Source organism: Paenibacillus sp. N119s (assembly GCF_059447605.1).
On record NZ_JCAJRU010000086.1, the window covers coordinates 1 to 18,099 of the forward strand.

The 18,099-nt window shown below is 43.6% G+C and carries 12 protein-coding genes; 3 read left to right on the forward strand and 9 right to left on the reverse strand.

All coding sequences use genetic code 11. The features are described 5' to 3' along the window. Both AC5V8P_RS11965 and AC5V8P_RS11970 read right to left on the reverse strand, forming a co-directional pair. Positions 1 to 822: ArsB/NhaD family transporter (locus tag AC5V8P_RS11965; RefSeq protein ID WP_495473646.1), on the reverse strand; the 822-nt coding region annotated here is incomplete at its 3' end. Between the two features lie 167 nt (positions 823 to 989). Beyond that, complete coding sequence (locus AC5V8P_RS11970) at positions 990 to 2,582, reverse strand: alkaline phosphatase family protein (RefSeq protein WP_081276838.1); 1,593 nt, start codon at positions 2,580 to 2,582, stop codon at positions 990 to 992. Between the two features lie 192 nt (positions 2,583 to 2,774). Between AC5V8P_RS11970 and AC5V8P_RS11975 the strand changes: the two genes are divergently transcribed. Both AC5V8P_RS11975 and AC5V8P_RS11980 read left to right on the forward strand, forming a co-directional pair. Next, the gene (locus AC5V8P_RS11975) at positions 2,775 to 3,548 is read left to right on the forward strand and encodes an alpha/beta fold hydrolase (RefSeq protein WP_064797284.1); all 774 of its coding nucleotides are present in this window, start codon (positions 2,775 to 2,777) and stop codon (positions 3,546 to 3,548) included. A 162-nt stretch (positions 3,549 to 3,710) separates the two neighbouring features. Then, the gene (locus AC5V8P_RS11980; RefSeq protein ID WP_064797285.1) at positions 3,711 to 4,937 is read left to right on the forward strand and encodes a sugar efflux transporter; all 1,227 of its coding nucleotides are present in this window, start codon (positions 3,711 to 3,713) and stop codon (positions 4,935 to 4,937) included. Positions 4,938 to 5,202: 265 nt separating this feature from the next. On the opposite strand, the gene AC5V8P_RS11985 is transcribed toward AC5V8P_RS11980, so the two are convergent. Continuing rightward, positions 5,203 to 8,520: a pectinesterase family protein gene (locus AC5V8P_RS11985; RefSeq protein WP_064797286.1), complete on the reverse strand. Its 3,318-nt coding sequence runs from the start codon at positions 8,518 to 8,520 to the stop codon at positions 5,203 to 5,205. A gap of 187 nt (positions 8,521 to 8,707) precedes the next feature. Between AC5V8P_RS11985 and AC5V8P_RS11990 the strand changes: the two genes are divergently transcribed. Next, positions 8,708 to 9,547, forward strand: coding sequence for a helix-turn-helix transcriptional regulator (locus AC5V8P_RS11990; RefSeq protein WP_064797287.1), 840 nt, complete (start codon positions 8,708 to 8,710; stop codon positions 9,545 to 9,547). Positions 9,548 to 9,774: 227 nt separating this feature from the next. Here the strand turns inward: AC5V8P_RS11990 and AC5V8P_RS11995 are convergent, their stop codons facing one another. From AC5V8P_RS11995 to AC5V8P_RS12020, 6 genes are all read right to left on the reverse strand, one after another. Beyond that, positions 9,775 to 10,812, reverse strand: a complete 1,038-nt coding sequence (locus AC5V8P_RS11995; protein ID WP_064797288.1) for a threonine aldolase family protein — start codon at positions 10,810 to 10,812, stop codon at positions 9,775 to 9,777. Then, positions 10,799 to 11,260, reverse strand: coding sequence for a MarR family winged helix-turn-helix transcriptional regulator (locus AC5V8P_RS12000; protein WP_063212887.1), 462 nt, complete (start codon positions 11,258 to 11,260; stop codon positions 10,799 to 10,801). Before AC5V8P_RS12000 ends, AC5V8P_RS11995 begins: the two co-directional genes overlap by 14 nt. 153 nt (positions 11,261 to 11,413) lie before the next feature. Beyond that, positions 11,414 to 14,524: an efflux RND transporter permease subunit gene (locus AC5V8P_RS12005; protein ID WP_064797289.1), complete on the reverse strand. Its 3,111-nt coding sequence runs from the start codon at positions 14,522 to 14,524 to the stop codon at positions 11,414 to 11,416. Continuing rightward, positions 14,521 to 15,942, reverse strand: coding sequence for an efflux RND transporter periplasmic adaptor subunit (locus AC5V8P_RS12010; protein ID WP_064797334.1), 1,422 nt, complete (start codon positions 15,940 to 15,942; stop codon positions 14,521 to 14,523). Before AC5V8P_RS12010 ends, AC5V8P_RS12005 begins: the two co-directional genes overlap by 4 nt. Before the next feature lie 186 nt (positions 15,943 to 16,128). Continuing rightward, positions 16,129 to 16,779 carry a response regulator gene (locus AC5V8P_RS12015; protein WP_025674660.1) on the reverse strand — a complete coding sequence of 217 codons (651 nt, stop codon included), beginning with the start codon at positions 16,777 to 16,779 and terminating at the stop codon, positions 16,129 to 16,131. Next, entirely contained in the window at positions 16,776 to 18,020 is a 1,245-nt protein-coding gene (locus AC5V8P_RS12020; RefSeq protein WP_064797290.1) for a sensor histidine kinase, read from the reverse strand. Before AC5V8P_RS12020 ends, AC5V8P_RS12015 begins: the two co-directional genes overlap by 4 nt. Positions 18,021 to 18,099: the final 79 nt, after the last annotated feature.

An 18,099-nucleotide genomic window follows, 5' to 3' on the forward strand; every position in this document is an offset into this window, starting at 1 on the left:
TTCTTTCATGGGTACCACAGGACTTTTTCTAGCCATCAGCAAGAAAAGGATGGCAATGATACCAGCCACCACCGAGACGGGAATGTCAAAAAATTCGCATACAAAGTAGCCAATCAACAATATTGTGAGAACGATCCAGGACATACGGAACATCTTTGGATCTTTTATCGCAGTTGCAGGCGTGATTAACTGTGTCGCATCAAACGTTTTAGGAATTCTTTTGCGAAAAAAGAGATACAGTACCACGATACTAGCCGCTAAGGAAAACAGATTAGGTATAATCATACGACTCGCATATTCCATAAAACTGATTCCAAAGAAATCGGCTGACACAATATTAACGAGGTTGCTGACTACTAGCGGAAGCGACGTCGTATCTGCAATAAATCCGCTTGCTATGATAAAGGGAAACACCATTTTCTCATCCAATTTCAGTGCCCGAACCATCGCCAGTACAATTGGAGTTAAAATTAAAGCCGCTCCATCATTGGCAAAAAAGGCAGCAACTATGGCACCCAGGACGCTCACATAGACAAACATTCGGGTTCCGCTTCCACGGGCTATCCGTGCCATATGAAGTGCTGCCCATTCGAAGAAACCAATTTTATCAAGGACTAATGAAATCAGAATAATGGCAACAAAAGCCAGTGTTGCATTCCAGACCATTCGGGTAACTTCCCAAACATCATGCAAATCCACTACCCCCACCAACAAGGCGAGTATGGCACCGCCGCACGCAGACCACCCAATGGACAGATGTTTAGGCTGCCAAATGACCAATACTAAAGTGACTAAGAATATAATACATGCCAAAAAAATCAATGTTCTAAAACCCTCCATTACATTTACATTTCCTTATAAATATATACTTATATTAAAAACTGGTCGGCTATATAACCTAGTTGATCCAATGTGTGACGTCTTTCGATTATATAACTAATGCTTACATACTAATAGAGCTCAATTTTAATATCAAGAACGCTCAATACTTATTTGTTCACCAATTGCATAATCCAGTCTTTTATATCAACGATGCGCAGGGTTTTGGGTCGTGTATTCGTTCCAGAAATAATTAACGGGACAAGGGAATCTTTTTCGTGCAGCGATCCATGGGCACCCCCTCCGATGTGGGTAGGGGAACTTTCGCCGACGAGTTCATAGCCCGGTTGGACTGTGACGACAACATATCTCCCTTCATGTGAATTTATTGCCCCGTGTAGTCTCGCCAAAACGTCTGGATATCTTCCATATTTGATCCGGTTGTTATGGAGCGTAATATCCACTAGATTCGTTTCACCCGATAATGTCCATGATTGTCCATATTCATCGGTCAATTTCCCACCGGGACGATAAGAAAACAGACCACCATTTTTCCCCTTTGTAATATGAATATTATTTTTGCCATCTTTCATAGCAATAATGTCGAGCTTATCCTCATGCTGTAAAGACTGCACCACCTCAGACAAATCCACGTTATTGTTAATGGCATAGATATAGGCCATCCGTTCATTAGCGGCAATCACGATTTGGTCATCATTTCTTACGGGTTGATTTAATTTTGCAATACGGTAATGGCTCAAATGAGGTCTTAAATCAACAGTGGCTGCCTGTCGATCATCATATACAGCGCTTTGCGCGCTGTCACCCATGACAATCCAAATCGCACTGTTTGCAGCCTCTCCCCATGAACCGTATGCGTTCAACACAGTTTGCAGTGCTTTGTCCGCTTTTTCAATTCCCTTTAGTTGAGTGGGACCCTTTCTATGCGCCAAATTATCATTCTCTGGGAAGTAGGTGATGGTTACGTGTGGAAGTTTTTTCTGACTGATTAGAAAGGCCGTATCCTTTGCGGAAAATTCGTCATTCATCCCGAATTTTTTCCACACAGGAGTGTTCCAGCTATTTTTCGGGTTCAATTGTGCCAGAGCTGCATAGGATAACCATTTGGGTCCTGTGACTGTCATTTGTTCTGGCACCCTGTTGCTATTGGCTATGATGTCAGGCACTTTTAAAGCATGTTTCGTATTCCCCCTAAAAACAATAGCATTGATGGACGCGGATTCTTTCCCTTTGTTAGCCAAATCTTCATGTAAGGTTTTCGTTTTTTTGTTCAAATGAACTTGATTTAATTGGTAAATTGCATCCATAAATACTTGCAGTTGGTCTATCTTCAACGCTTCTTTGATACCATTGCCATAAAAAATCATGCGTTTCTGGGGGTCACTGTACCAAACGAGACCAGGCACATGGTGTTGGTCAGCATACGTTCCCGTTAACAATGTACTGTCGATTGTTACAGACATCGTGGGAAATGAACTCACTACATGTGGGAAGTATTGCCCTTTACAAAGGAGAAATCGCATTGCGGGTGCACGGCCTTCTTGCATCGCTTCTTGCAAAGGCTTATCCATTAAAGAATCAATCAAGACCACAATGACCGGTTTTTTGCCAATTTGATTTACAGCGACATGCGGCTTCACACTCTGTTGCTTTAGCTGTTGACCAGAGTCCGCCCTACAGCCCAAGATCAATAACAATAAACTTAGCATTAGTACAATGGTAACTTTATTTTTCATGCCCATATATGCGTCCCCTTTTTTAGAAAAACAATCCCCTTCTTCTTATTATTTTTTCTTGCACTAAAAAATTTATTCCTACATTAGATCATTGGGATAAAAAGGGGACACCTGCAACAAAGTTACAACTCCAATGAATTTTTTAGATCTAATAGGTCAAATTTAAAAATCAAAACCATTTAGGAAGAGAGTATAACGATGACTACAACAAACTTACACGAATACTCTATGCATTATATAGATTCCGGCGAAGGAACGGCCATCCTATTCATTCACCCTCCAGTGCTCACAAGCTTAAGTTTCACATACCAGATCCAAGGGTTATCGCCCTATTTTCGAACGATCGCTTTTGACATCAGAGGACACGGTAAAAGCCTGCCTTCCGAGCAAACGATTACTTACCCGCTCATTGTAGAGGATATTAAACATTTAATGGATCGGTTGAACTTGGACAAGGTATTTTTGTGTGGATATTCGATCGGAGGCTCGATCGTATTAGAATTCCTCTTAACTTATCCAGATCGGGTATGGGGAGGGATTGTGATCAGTGGGATGTCAGAGGTAAATGAATGGCGGCTAAGAAACAAAATTTCGTTGGGCATTGCTCTTTCAAAGATCGGTGCAGTTGGTACAATTGCCCTTTCTAACGCTTGGTCACAAACGAAACGATTATCTTTATTTCGCAGGTTATTTAACGATGCGAAGAAGGGAAATCCCAGGAATGTTGAGCAATTTTACCGTTACAGCTTGAAGTACAACTGTACCTCACGACTGGGGGAAATTCAGCTTCCCGTCCTGCTCGTTTATGGTAAAGAGGATCAACATTTCCATCGTTATGCCAACCTATTGCATCAGCAATTACCGAAGAGTGAGCTGGTTTTCATTAAAAAAGCTGATCACCGCCTTCCTACGAAGGCCGCTGGAACATTGAATGAACTGATCAAGCAGTTCGCAGATCGCTTCAGCCCTTAATGCACATCCTAAGTGAAAAGTCGAAGTTGCTCATCAAAGTGGAAAAAATTATATAATATTTTATACAATGAAAATATACAAATTATGCTAAAGTCATATATAGTTTAGTTAGGATAGGTATGTATTGTTCTGCTTTTAAATTGGAAGGGGTGTAAAAATGAAATGCTAAAGCGTGTTCAAAATCTTTTCGTTATCCCCAATTATCCGCTATTCATGACCTGTATGTTATTGCAAGGTATGGCTATTTCCATAAGTGCACCTTTTTTAGCCGTATATTTTACAGGTACACTTGGCGTATCTGTGGGAACCTTTGGTGTATTTACAGCGGTGACTTTGATTTGTGGTATATGGATAAGCTCCCTTATTGCCAAACGCTCCGATACCGGATTGGACCGCAAGCAAATTTTAGTGATGTGTACGTTATTTAATGCAATAGCCTTCGCAGGATATCTTGTAATCCAAAATTTTTATATACTTTTTGTCTATATGACTATCTTTACGGCTATGGGTGCCCCTGGAATGCCTCAGTTATTTGCCAGTGCCCGCGAGGCGGTAGATCGCAGTAAATCTGCGGATCACGCCTTTGCAAATTCAACACTTCGTTCTATGTTCTCGCTTGGCTTTATTACCGGACCGCTCTTTGGTTCCTTCTTGATTGCACATACGGGTTTTAAAGGTATTTTTGTCGGTACGACCTCTATTTTTGTACTTATTGCCGTTCTGCTATTCTTTTTTATCAAGCCGACTCCTGTTCAGCTTAAACATAAGGATCAACTTTCACTTCATCACATTTCATTACATAAAAATATTGAAATTCTGATCCCCTTCTCCGTTCTTACTTTGCTTTATACATCTCACTGGATGAATAGTTTGAATATTTCCTTGTTCATTATTCACAATTTAAAAGGTAACACGAGTGACGTTGCTCTAGTAGCCAGTATTTGCGCCATTTTGGAAATCCCCTTGATGCTCATGCTGGGCGTACTAGCAGCCAAATACTCCAACCATTTACTTATATTTTTAGGGGCTTTAACAGCCGTTGTCTATTATCTACTCGTCCTTATGTCTACAGAGATGTGGCAACTATTCGCGGGGCAGCTTCTTCTAGCCTTCTTTGTTGCAGTAATTTCAGCAATTGGTATCAGCTATATGCAGGACTTGTTGCCAGCTCTCCCTGGATACGCCTCGACGCTGTATTCCAATGCGACAACAATCGGAAGACTGGCCGGGAGCTTGCTAGGCGGATTGTTCGCTCAATGGATGGGTTATCGAAACTCCTATTGGATATGCTTATTCCTGATCCTCTGCTGTCTTGGTCTGCTGGCGATTTCAAAAAAATTAGAGTTTGACAAATCGGCTGCTCTACACGAAAGAAATCACAGTCTATAGGACGACGCCAATACAAGAAGCAGCACGTAATCTAGACGAGAAGCCAAAGTCCGGTTACGTGCTGCTTTTATGACGATTATGCCACGCATAATCCTGATTGGCTAAACGCGGGGGCTGCCGTACACACACCCTATATCTCTATAGTAGAAAAACGACTCATAATTGCATCAGCCGAATACATATAACCGCCAGCCTGACGGAGTGATTGTCCAATGACATGGGCCTGTTGTTTATAGATGGGTTGATTCAATACCTCACATCAGATTTATAGACGCCAATCCCAATGATCGGTCCCGCTCAGAACAGCTTCAACGGTGTACTGGTTGGCTTCGTCAGCCGTAAGCTGTTTGGCCCAACGTACACGCCCGCTACTTTCTGCACCTGGTCCAAAGTTGTCGAACTCTCCAAATCTTGCGGTCTGCTCATTGGATTCCTTCCCCCAATTGTTCCAGCCACCTGGCTTGATATGATCATCCATATAGGTCTTTAAAAAAGTAACATGAGCGTAAGACCGCCAAGGCCGCCCAAGATCCACCTTGCCTGTCAATCCAGCCTCGCTTGTCAGACGACACTGAGTAAATACAAAACCCGGCTGGTTCTCTTCTGTTGAAGCTGCTGTCACATACCCGGCACGCAGGCTGTGTATGATCGAATTATCAAATACGGCAGGTGCATTGCCAAATATAAAATCAACACTGCCACTGATGTAGCTGTCCTTAAAATACTGTCTGCCACGGTTCACAAGCAATGTATCCTGTAGGCCAGTAATTTTGACATTGTGATACTTGCCACGGTCACCTTCGGCATATAACGCTACAGCCTGCACCTGTCCGGTTCCTTCTGTGTTGGCGACCGTCACATTTTCCAATACAAAATCAGGACTTTGCACACGCATGGTATAACTATTGCTCGTTCCTAATTCTTTTCCGTTCACCACCGTTTTAGCCGTATCATCAAAAGCAATGATCGTTTTGTCTCGATCTTCTCCGATAATGCTCAGATTTTTTTTGGAGGAGTTCACCTTTATCTTTTCACGGTACGTACCGTTTTTGAGATGGATCACAGTCCTTGTGTTGCTGTTGTCAGGGACTGCATCAATAGCTGCCTGGAGGGATGTATAGTCAGCAGGGCCATAGGTCGATACAACCACACTAGTAGGAGAGGTTCCTCCTGAGCCTGTTAGCTTGCGGACCGTGACATTGCTGAATTCCGATGTATTGTAATTCCATACATCGTTTTGCTGTTTGGATGCATCGGTAGCTAGCCCGAATAATAGCGCTTGATGATCTGGCAAATCTATAACGGTTTCACCAACCTTCTCCCAGTTCGTCACACCGTCGGCGGATACCCATCCGGTAAGCTTTTGTCCTTGTCGCACCAGACGAACCGCATATGGCGTTGTAATAAACGTCTCCATTGACGCGCGTTTCGTTTTACCATCCGTTTGATCACGACTGATAAGAATGCCCTGTTTGCCATATTTAACAAATGCTAAAGACATAAAGGCCATTTTTGATCCAGGCTTCAGTGATTCACGAATCATTACACCTGCTTCGGCATTATCGTCTACAGGAGTAATCTTCTCCACACGGGCTGTAATTTCGCCGTCTCCCTCCCATTTCTGATAAGCATAATGGAAAAGATCAGCCTGACCGTCAATGTCCCCCGCCGATTTTAGGCGTATGCTGCTGCCGTTTGCATCTTCTTTTAATACCTGAGTATGCCCTTGGATATAGCCATCGTTGCCTTCAGAGCCAACCTCTTCGCTGAGCCAGCTTCCCGTTGGTGCAGTCGTGTTGACATGGATGGTGACAGGATTGGAAAATGCAGCAGTGCCTTTGCGGTCTGTCACCCGTGCAACAATGTAGTGGGTACCGTCCGTCACATGGTTCCAATCGATTTGATAAGGCGCATTTTCTACTTTTCCGGCGAGTTTGCCGTCAATGATAAATTCAACGTGAGCAATGCCATCTTGGTCCTTGGCCGTTGCAGTTATGGTCGCATTACGTCCCGCTTCCAAAGTATCGTTATGCTTCAATGAACGTCCGCCTTCATCCGATACCTGTACGGCGGCCTCCGAATTATCCACCTCACTTCCATTGGACAGCTTCGCAATGAGATCATTCAAATAGACCTCCAGATTCGTGTAGCCCTTGGCAAAATGAGCATACTCCCCTGTGCCGGCAAGCTCCTGACCGTTACGGTCGTCTGCATTTTTGGGGTCCAGAGCATAGGCACGTTCCCATTCATCCGGCATGCCATCACGATCACTGTCAGTAAGCTCCGTGTTGGTTACGCTATAATCATCGTAAATCCACCCTGCTTCCCGTGGGGAGTTGATAAATGCACCCGTTCCATTCTTCACATCATTCATAATGCGGGCGTCCACCGCATCTCTTCTGGGTAACGTCGCTCCTGAACCAGCAAGCACCTCAGCATAAGCGGTCTGTGCATCTGTCGCTTGATATGGACCGTACGCATCCGGTGAAATTCCGTTGTCGTATTCCCCTCTAACTTCAATCGGCTCCGCCAAACGAGTGGAAGGATCAATAATCGACCCAATGGACGTTCCAAGCTGCCAGTTGTCTTGGGTAACCGAATCGTTCCCATACATGTAGTTGCCACCAATAAACATACGTGTTTTATATTTTTTACTTCCCACGTCTACAAAGATTTGACCGCGAACATCCTTATATGTGTTGGGACCATACTTATAATAGTTATTCAGCACATTATACGATCCTTCACCGCCGCCATAGGAAGAGAAAAATCCCCAATTATAAATGACGTTATTGGTCATTTCCACAGCATCGATTTGTTTTTTATCGGTTGGGAAACGCGGATTGCGGCTTGCGTTGTGAGCCAGCAAGTTATGATGATAGGTGGAATTTCGACCACCCCATATGCCGCCATAGCCGTGACGACCTTTCTGGTGCGTGGTCATTAGCATACTTTCGGACGCAATGGACCATTGTACCGTCGTATTTACGTTATCGTACAGACTTAGCACCTCATCCACCGACCAGCTAAAGGAACAGTGATCAATCATAATATTTTTATGATATCTGGAACCTAAAGCGTCATCCTCGCTGGAGTAACGGTCGGTTAATCGAAAACGCAGGTAACGGAGAATAACATTATCTGCGTCAATCCCTGTCGTGTAATCGCTTACAGTTATGCCGTCGCCAGGAGCTGTCTGACCCGCTATCGTGAGGTTGTTACCCAAGATTTTAAGTGGTTCCTTAAGATGAATGGTTCCACCCACCCGGAATACGACCGTCCGATTATCGGATCTGACCGCTGCACGAAGAGATCCGGGGATCATCTGCTCACCTTTGCCGTAGTCTGCCAGCGTGGTAACTTCGTATACTTCACCTCCGCGCCCGCCGGTAACATATTTACCGCCACCCTCAGCCCCCGGAAACGCCGGAATATTCGTCGCTATTTTTTCTACCTTTTCCACTTTTGCCAACTCTGTTCCTACCGCAGTCTCTGCTTGGATCAGTGGCGGGCACAAGGTCAACAACATTGAACCTACAACCACATTACATAGCACCCTTTTCCATGTACGTTGCTTGCTCATATTCTGTTTCCTCCCCAAGAGTTTCTTTCACATCAGCGCACACTTTTATAAAAGAATGATCCGAGACGATCAGAAATCACTTCACCTCCTTTCATCAATCTTTTCTGCTTTTACCGTGGGCAAGTGTCATATATACTAAGGTTATATGAATGCGCTTACTTATCTTAATTGGCAAAGGAAGAAGCACATGAATGAAATCAAGGAAGACAAATATGTCATCGGAGAACAACAATTCTCCATTCATCACATCTACCGTACCGGCTTCACTGTTATGCCCACACCTCATGTTCATGAGAACTATGAGCTGTATTTTTTGCTGCAGGGCGAACGCATCTACTTTATGAATGGCAAGGTATACACCGCTCGCAAGGGCGATCTGATATTCATCCTCCCTCATGATTTACACTCTACCGCCTGCACGCAGTTGGAGGAAACTGAACGCATTTTGATTCATTTTTCTCCGACGTTTCTCCCACAGCAGGATCGTGACATTCTGGATTTACCGCCGTATCAGCAATCCGCGTTGCTTCGCTTACCCGCTAGAGAACAAGTCGAAGTGGAACGGCTGTTCCTGCAAATGAATAGCGAATGTAGAAACAAGCAGCCTCTGCATGACCGTTGTGTACAGTATTTGCTGCTGGAAATGCTCATCCTCGTGCACCGATCAGAAGCAGCCGAGCGTAGTGACCTTGTTTCCTCTCATCCCATGCATCAGAAAATCACAGAAATTTCGTCTTTTATTCAGAATCATTTCAGCGAGCCGTTAACTCTCGAACAAGTGGCCGCCTGCTTTTTTATTAGTCCAGCTTACCTAAGCCGCATCTTTCTAAAATTGACTGGCTTTCATTTCAGCGAATACATCCGCGTAGTGAGGGTCAGGGCGGCTCAAACCAGACTGCGAACCACCAAGGACAAAATCCAGCATATTGCAGAGGATGTCGGCTTCGGTCATGCTTCCCATTTTAATAAAATTTTTAAAAAAATAACCGGGCGCTCCCCTCTGCAATACCGTAAACAGGTTCGTTAGGTATTCAGTGTAAATAATTAGGCGCTGATTTTATACATCCACTCTTGTCTCTTTTCTCCATTTTTATATCTGCTTGCTCTTTCATGGAACTAAAGACGAGCCGCCTAGATTAGGTCATTTACACGACAAAAAAGCCATCCTTCGCTGCAATGTATGCAACGGGGTATGGCCTATTTCATCATTTATTTTACCTCTTCAAGATGATACTGATCGTTTATCCGTGACCTCTATTGTAATGCTTTGATATCCTGAAGTAGCATTTCAATATTTTCTTTCTTCGTGGCCCAACTGGTGCAGAATCGAACAGCAGTATGTGTATCATCAACCTTTTCCCAAAAGGAATAAGTATATTTTTCGCTCAACGCCTGTAATATACGATCTGATATAATCGGAAACTGCTGATTGGTTGTAGAATGATACAGGAAAGAAAAACCTTGCTCGGATAATCCTTTTTGCAGCAACATGGCCATATCTATGGCGTGTTTGGAAATCTCAAAATATAAACCGTCCTCAAACAGCGTTTCAAACTGAATGCCCAGCATTCTGCCCTTAGCCAGCAGTCCTCCTTTTTGCTTGATCATATATCTGAAATCTTTTTTCAAAGCATCATTTAGGATAACGATGGCTTCTCCCATCATGGCTCCAATTTTTGTAGCGCCAATATAAAACACATCGCACAGCTGTGCGATATTTGCTAAAGATACATCGTTATCCTCTGCAACCAATCCATATCCTAAGCGGGCCCCATCTATAAATAGCGGTAAATCACATTCACGACAGACTCTACTTAACACTTCTAGCTCGGATCGGCTATAGATCGTTCCATTCTCGGTCGGTTGAGAAATATAGACCATCCCGGGCTGTACACAATGCTCAGGAGCAGCATCACGCCAGTGAGCGTCGTACAGTTCCTTTACCTGTTCACCCCGGATTTTCCCATCCTCGCTTGGTAATGTTAGTACTTTATGTCCAGTAGCCTCAATTGCTCCGGTCTCATGCACACCAATATGTCCAGAAACTGCCGCAATCACGCCTTGATGCGGACGCAAAATCGAAGAAATGACCGTTGTATTGGTCTGTGTACCTCCAACTAAAAAGTGTACATCCGCATTTTCAGAGTCACATGCCTTTTTAATATAAGATCTGGCTTTTGCACAATGATCGTCCGTACCATAGCCTGGCGTCTGTTCCTCATTCGTCTCCAGTAATCGCTGTAATATACGTTCATGGGCACCTTCGGTATAGTCGCATTCAAATCGTATCATTCTGTATCCTCTCCGAAATATCCAATTTCTTCTGAATTAACAACATAGAAGCATGTAACTGTTGAATCTCTTCTTCTGAAAGTCCTTGAACTAATCGTAAAATTTGTTCATCAGACCTTTCATTCAATTGGTTGTAGAACGTTTTTCCTTTGGGTGTCAGACGAATCAGATTTGTTCTATTATCCAACGTTGAATTTTCCTTAACAAGAAAGCCCTCTTTGCAAAATTTAGCAATGATCCTGCTCATATAGCTGCGATCAATTTTAAGAGATTCGACCAGCGTATTCGCAATACATGGCTCGATCAACCCGATCTCTATAATGACACGTGCCTCGGTAAAGGAATATCCACTATCCAGCACATGTCTATCTAAAACACCAAGTAAATTCGTATAGAACCGATTAAAACGCCTCATATCCGCTATGATATTAGCATCTATATTGACCATAACTCCCCCTATTTAGTGGACTTTTGCAACAATTATAGTAATGACATTTGTTGACTGTGTCAACAAATAAAAAGATCGTACATGAAGACCTTCGCCTCATGTACGATCCATTCTCTAAAAGGAAAATTAAAGCATATTCTTTTCTGTGTTTACTTACAAGGTCAATGAGCTATCGTTATTTATAGACTTTTCCTGCTTCTGCTTCCGTTTTAGCTTCAGATGAGCTACGACCATATACAGTGTCGGAACGACAAACAAGGTTAAAATGGTGGAAAAGATCAATCCGAAGATAATAGTCGTTGCCAACGGTTTGAAGAGAATCTCCCCTATTGTGGCAATAGGGATCATACCTACAATCGCAGTTAGCGAAGTAAGCAAGATCGGGCGGAAACGGGCAGAACATGCCATCAGAATGGCGTCTGTCAGATCAGCTCCTTCACGGCGCGCATCTTCAATAAACTCTATCAGCACAATACCGTTACGCACGACGATACCGGCCAGTGAAATGATCCCCATAATACTCATGAATCCAATGGGCATGCCCGAAATAAAGCTTCCAAGAATACCGCCTGCCGCTGCCAGATACACAGTGGTCATAATAATGAGCGGTGTGGAGATGGAGTAAAACTGCATCGTGATCAAGAGCAGGATAAGAAAAACAACGATAATGGCTAACTTGCCCAAATCTTTAAAAATATCAGATTGCGCGGATGTTTCTCCTCCCATCTCCCAAGTGTAGCCTGGTTCAAACTGTGTGTTCGTTAGTTTGCTACGAATGTCATTAGTAAGTTCTGTAGCCGTACGCCCATTCGCATTGGCTGAGATCGTAACCGTCCGTTCCAAATCATAGCGATGGATTTGCTGAATGGAAAAGCCCGGTTTCATCGTGACTAACTGGGATAATGGAATTTGCTCTTTTGCCGCATTGGTCACGCTTAATTGTTGAAACAATACCTCAGGATCATCGTTTGGTTTATTCATGTATACATTTATATCCAGCAATTCCTTACCTGTATCAAAATCCGTAACATTGACCCCATCCCCCATTAACAGCAGAGTTCGCGTCAAATTAGAATAGGTAACCCGATATTTATCCAACGCTTGTGGATTGACTTGGAAATTCAGATTATAGCTTTGCATCCCCATATTATCGGTCACGTCTATTGCTCCAGGGGTGCCTGCAACTATTTCTTTGACTTTAGCTGTCATCTTTTGCAGTTTATCAATATCCTCCCCCTTCACTCGGATAGACACCGCACTGCCGACCGGGATACCTAATTGAGGAACCCGAATGCTGATCAATGCAGATGGATATTTGGCTTGCAGCGTATGAGTCCAATTATCCACTGTTTTCTGAAGATCAAATAGTCCCTCTTTTCCAACGACAGCAAGTTGACCGTTGACCGCTCCCCCGGAGCCGTGACCGCCTGCAACATCGCTGTACATTTGAGGCGCTCCTCCACCTGCCGTTGCTGACAGCCGTTCTGTTTCTGGCTGTTTTTTGACCCACATCCCAATCTCGTTAATAACCCGATTGGTTGCCTGCAACGACGTTCCTTCCGGCATGGTCACGCTGATCGTGGCATCCGCTTGATCGGATTCGGGAAATAACTGAATGGGAACAAGCGCTAGTAGCCCATAAGCTGCCGTACCCATCATAAGACCGACCAACGCTGTTAAAAGCGGACGCCGCAGTATTCTTGGCATCCAATTTTTAGAGTACACGTTGGATAGAGACTGGATTTGATGACCCAGAAGCCCAGGCGGCTTAACTGCTTGGTTACTCTGTTTCCCTTTACGGCGTTGATCATACCATTGACGGAAAATGGGAATAATCGTTAGCGACATAATCATCGAAGCCAGCATCGTTAACGAGATAACGGTAGGGATCGGTTTAATAAAGTCTCCGATATTACCCGGCAGGAATAACAGCGGGGCAAATGCTGCAACCGTAGCTAGCGTAGCTGTAATGATCGATAAGGATACCTCTTTGGTTCCTTTAATGGCCGCCTCTGTCGCATTTTCCCCAAATTCAGAGCGTCGGCGTTCAATGTTGTCATTGACCACGACAGCATCATCAACTAATATCCCCAGCACGATGATGAGCCCGATGACTGAAATTTGATTCAGCGTAGTTCCTGTCATAGGCAAGAAAATAAAGCCGATGGCGATGGAAACAGGAATGGCCAACGCCACAAATGCAGAAGTCAGCAAATTCAAGCCTAAAGTACATATCACAATGACCGATAAAATAGCGATCATCATCTCTTTGGTCAGGTTTCCAAATATTTCGCTCACTCGATCATTTTGGGCGAAAAGCAGCTCAAAATGTACATTTTTCGGCAGACTGCTCGCAAGCTGATTGATTTTAGCTGTGGTTGCTTTAGATACTGTCGGCACATCTGTCCCTATATCTCCGCTTACGCTGATCGAAATAGCAGGCTTCGTATTCACATACGTATAACTAGCTGCTTTTTTAAAAACAAGCGAGGCAGTACCTATATCCTTCAAAAATATCGGGAATCCATCGTCATTGCTTGAAATCTGAACGTTATTTAGAATCGATGGATCCGTTGAGGCATTCACCGTCAGCTGGTAAGTACGCTCATTGAAATCCATACTCCCTGTAGGCACTCTGTCATTCTCGTCCTTGATCGCTTGAACGACTTGTTCCCAGGAGATGTTATATTGTTGCATCTTTTGCGTGTCTAAACTGACTCGTACCTCTTGCTCAGGTATTCCTTGAATATTAACTTGCGAAATACCAGGGACGGTTTTTAATTGATCTTTCCATTTGTTCATTAATTCATTTAATGAGTACAAATCCTCAACCTTATCAGAGGTGATCGCATATGAACCAATAAAAGAGCTGGTCATGCTATCATTGATTATAGGCTGCATCGCATCGTCTGGAAGCTCGGATTGTGCATCCTGCACCTTTGTACGTAGATCTTCCCATACCTTTGTCGGGTCCGCATCATTCAAAGCTTCTATGATGATACTGGATTGGCCTTTCGATGAAGTGGAAGAAATCGTTTTGACACCTTGTACAGCTTTAATTTTCTGTTCCATGACTTTAGTAATGGTCTGCTCGACTCTCTCAGGTGAGGCACCCGGATAGACTGTTGTAACACTGGCGGTCATGGGAATAACATCAGGCTGCTCCTGTTTGGGTAACGATGTAAAATTAAAGAGTCCTAGCAGTATGCACATGCCAAAGAAAATGAGCGTAATTTTTTGTTTTTTAACGATATATTTAATCATTCGGACGACTCCTCCGATTTCCCAAGCACATCATTCCCAATTACATCGCCATTAAACAAGGTTCCTGCTCCTTGGGTAACAATTTGATCGCCTGCCTGTAGTCCGGAGAGAACTTCGAATTGATTATTCGTCACTTTTCCCACTTTAATCGTGGTTTTAACGGCCTTACCATTTACTGCTTTAAAAATATAAGGGTCACTTCCTGTGCTAATCACGGATTCTACAGGCACTAACAGTGCTTCCGATTGATTCACACTTTTAGCTGCGCTGATGACTTGTCCAGGTTTCCAATCCAGTTCAGGGTTGGGCAGGCTGACTTCCACATTAATACTGCCCGTTTTCGCATTCGTTGATGGGTAGATCTGAGTAACGGTCCCTGTTCTAATTTCATTGTAGAGTGATACATTTACTTTCTGGTTTTTCTTCCACGATAAGATTTCGCTGTCCGGTACGGGAAGAAGTACCTTTAAGGTCTTGATATTCCCGACGACGAATGCCTCGCTCCCACTGGAGCCCAGTTGACCGTCAGACACCTTTTTTTCAATGACTACGCCAGCGATCGGGGAAGTTAAAGTAGCCTTTTTAAGTGACAAGGATGACTGTTCATAAGCAGCCAATGCATCCTCGTAGGTAGCCTGCGCCTGAGCTTTACTGGCTAGCCCTTGCTGCTTCGTAGCCATAGCGGTCTCCAGCCCTGCTCTGGCCTGCTCTACACCAGCTGAAGCCTGGGCACGTTGCTCCTGCGAGGCTCCCGCAAGCAAGAGAGACAGCTGCTCTTGTGCGTCACTTAAACTTTTTTGTGCATTCGCTAATTCCAGCTGTGCATTCTCATTTTCCGACAATGAGGCTGCACCTGCCTGGAACAGGCTTTGCGTCCGTGCGGCATCCGCTTTTTTCTTATTGTAAGCCTTGGTGGCCGCGGTAACTGCATTTTGTGACTGTGCAATTTCCTGCTTTTTCGCGCCATTATTCAATTCCTGCAATTTCGACTGGGCCGCATCGACCTGGGATTGTGAACTATGAATACCCGCCTGTGCCGATTGAACAGAAGCCTCCGCTTGGCTAAGACCGGCTTTTGCCTTTTCCATGGTGGCCTTGGCCCGATCCAGTTGCAGCTGGTAGGCAGATGTATCTAACTTCGCAAGGACACTCCCTTTTTCTACGGAATCCCCTACCTCAACCATAGTGTTCAATATACGTCCATCCGCTTCAAAGGAAACACTAGCTTCATGACTTGCCTGCAATGTTCCCGCCAGATTAAAATCGTTGGCCAAAGGTTTCATTACAAGTTTCTCTACTTTCACCGGGTGACTTGCTTGTGTTACAGCGTTCTCCGTTGCACTAGAGCAACCAGAAGCTACTATAGCTAATGCAACCCCTGCAATCATGATCCTGATTCCTTTTCTCTTCAACTTCACGTCATCCTCCCTGATTCTCTCTTCTAAAGGTGCTATCAGCAACCCGCAGGTCAAGTAAGCTTTTTTCATTTCTTTTTTCATTGCTTGTTTCATGTTATAACAATGGACACAAAAAAAAATCGTACAAAGGGGCAAGCACCTTATGTACGACTGGGCAATGAAATAACATTTATTCAGTTAACATTTCTAAAGCTGTAAAATCCCACGTTCCAACGAAACGGCAACGGCTTCGGATCTGGAATCAACACCAAGCTTGTTATAAATATTTGTCAAATGCGCCTTTACGGTACGCTCGGAAATCCCCATATCAAATGCTATTTCCTTGCTTTTAAAACCGTGTGCAACAGACTTTAATATATGCCTTTCCTTATCAGTAAGCACCAAGCTGCTTTCGCGGGACTCTAGCTTGGCTTCTTTCTTATTCGTTGCAGCGAACACCCTTGCTGTTATTTCTGGCTGAAGCAGTGTTTCGCCCCTTAGCGCTGACTCAATCGTGCGAAATAAGTTTTCACGACTGGTGTCTTTTAGCAAGTACCCTTTTGCCCCCAAAGAAAGTCCCTTAATCATTAAATCATCTTCGTTATAGGTAGTCAGGATAATGACGGGCGTTTCATTTTGTTTTTCTCTGAGGGCTTTCATAGTTTCCAAGCCACTCATTTGCGGCATATATAAATCCAGCAATATGACATCCGGTTGAAGCTCCTCGATCAGTTTAAGAGCGGTTGCACCTTCTCCGGCCTCGCCAATAACTTCATAGCTGTCATTGGTCTCCAACACCAGCTTTAATCCTTCTCGAACGACCCAATGATCGTCGACAATTAAAATCTTGTATTTCATGATAGGTCTCCTTTAGTAAGAGGCGCCTCTATTTTGATAGTTGTACCTGCTTGCAATATACTGTTGATAATTATGCTTCCACCTAGCATCCGAACACGTTCATGTATCCCTATTATTCCGTAATGTCCTGTTTGCTTGGCAATAATATTCGTATCAAATCCTTTTCCATCATCACGAATCTCAATTTCAATCTTGCCTTCATTATCTAAAATATGAATCCATACGGTATTCGCGTGTGAATGCTTCGCTACATTGGTTAAACACTCGCTTATAATAAACAGTCCATGCTCGAACAGCAGTCTAGGAACTGAAGCTTTAATTTTAATGTTGCGTATGACACGGATACTCGTAGCCATTGTAAATCGCTGTATTTCTTCCTCCACTGCTTCTGCAAAATCAACTTCCGAGATCGTTTTCGAACGCAAATTGTCTATGGCTCGCCTCGAATCAGACAGTGTCCTCCGTACTTGTGACATCGATTGTTGGACAATCTCTTGGGCTCTTTGTGTACTCCCTTTGCTCAGATGAGCATCAATGGCTTCCAGCTGCATAATTAGCCCAGCGAGCCCTTGAGCCAGCGTATCATGCAGATCACGGGCCATACGTTGTCGCTCATTGGCAATTGTAAGTTCTTCCACCTTTTGATGTGCGGCTTCAAGCTCTTTCAGGACATTTTGCGTGCGGATTCGTGCTTTGACTTGTTTGAAAAAAAGAACCGCATAAGCTACTATAACAACGACAATTAGAAAAAATAGCGGAATGAACAGTACAAACTGCCTGCCGTCATTGTGAGAGACCACAGCCACACAAAAAAGAACGTAGGAGATCAAAAATACAAGAATGACTTTCAGCGGCTTATAATAAATACCTATACTCTGGCCCACCAAAACGGGCATTAAACCCACCAGTACTATGGAGAAGCTTTCAGGTAAAAGAAATGCACTTACAAAGATCAAGCCCCCTTGTATTACAAAATAAGCCCATGAAAAATATTTTGCCACTCTATGAGCATGCAGGTACAAAAGGATGTGCAATATGATAATTATAGTGAATAAAGAACTTTGCAGCAGATTTAAACCACCGAACAAATGTTGAAGAATGACAGACTCACTATAAATTATAAAAACCCATATGATCGTTAATATTTTTGAAATATCCTTGTTCTCAACTTCACCTTCACTTTTACTTTCACTTGTTTCCGGATTTAGATTTTGAACCTGTACATTAGATGCATCGTTCATAATTCCCTCCTACAATTCTGAATTCAGCTTTTCAATTTTGAACAAAAAACATTTATATATCATTTTACAAAAAAACGAA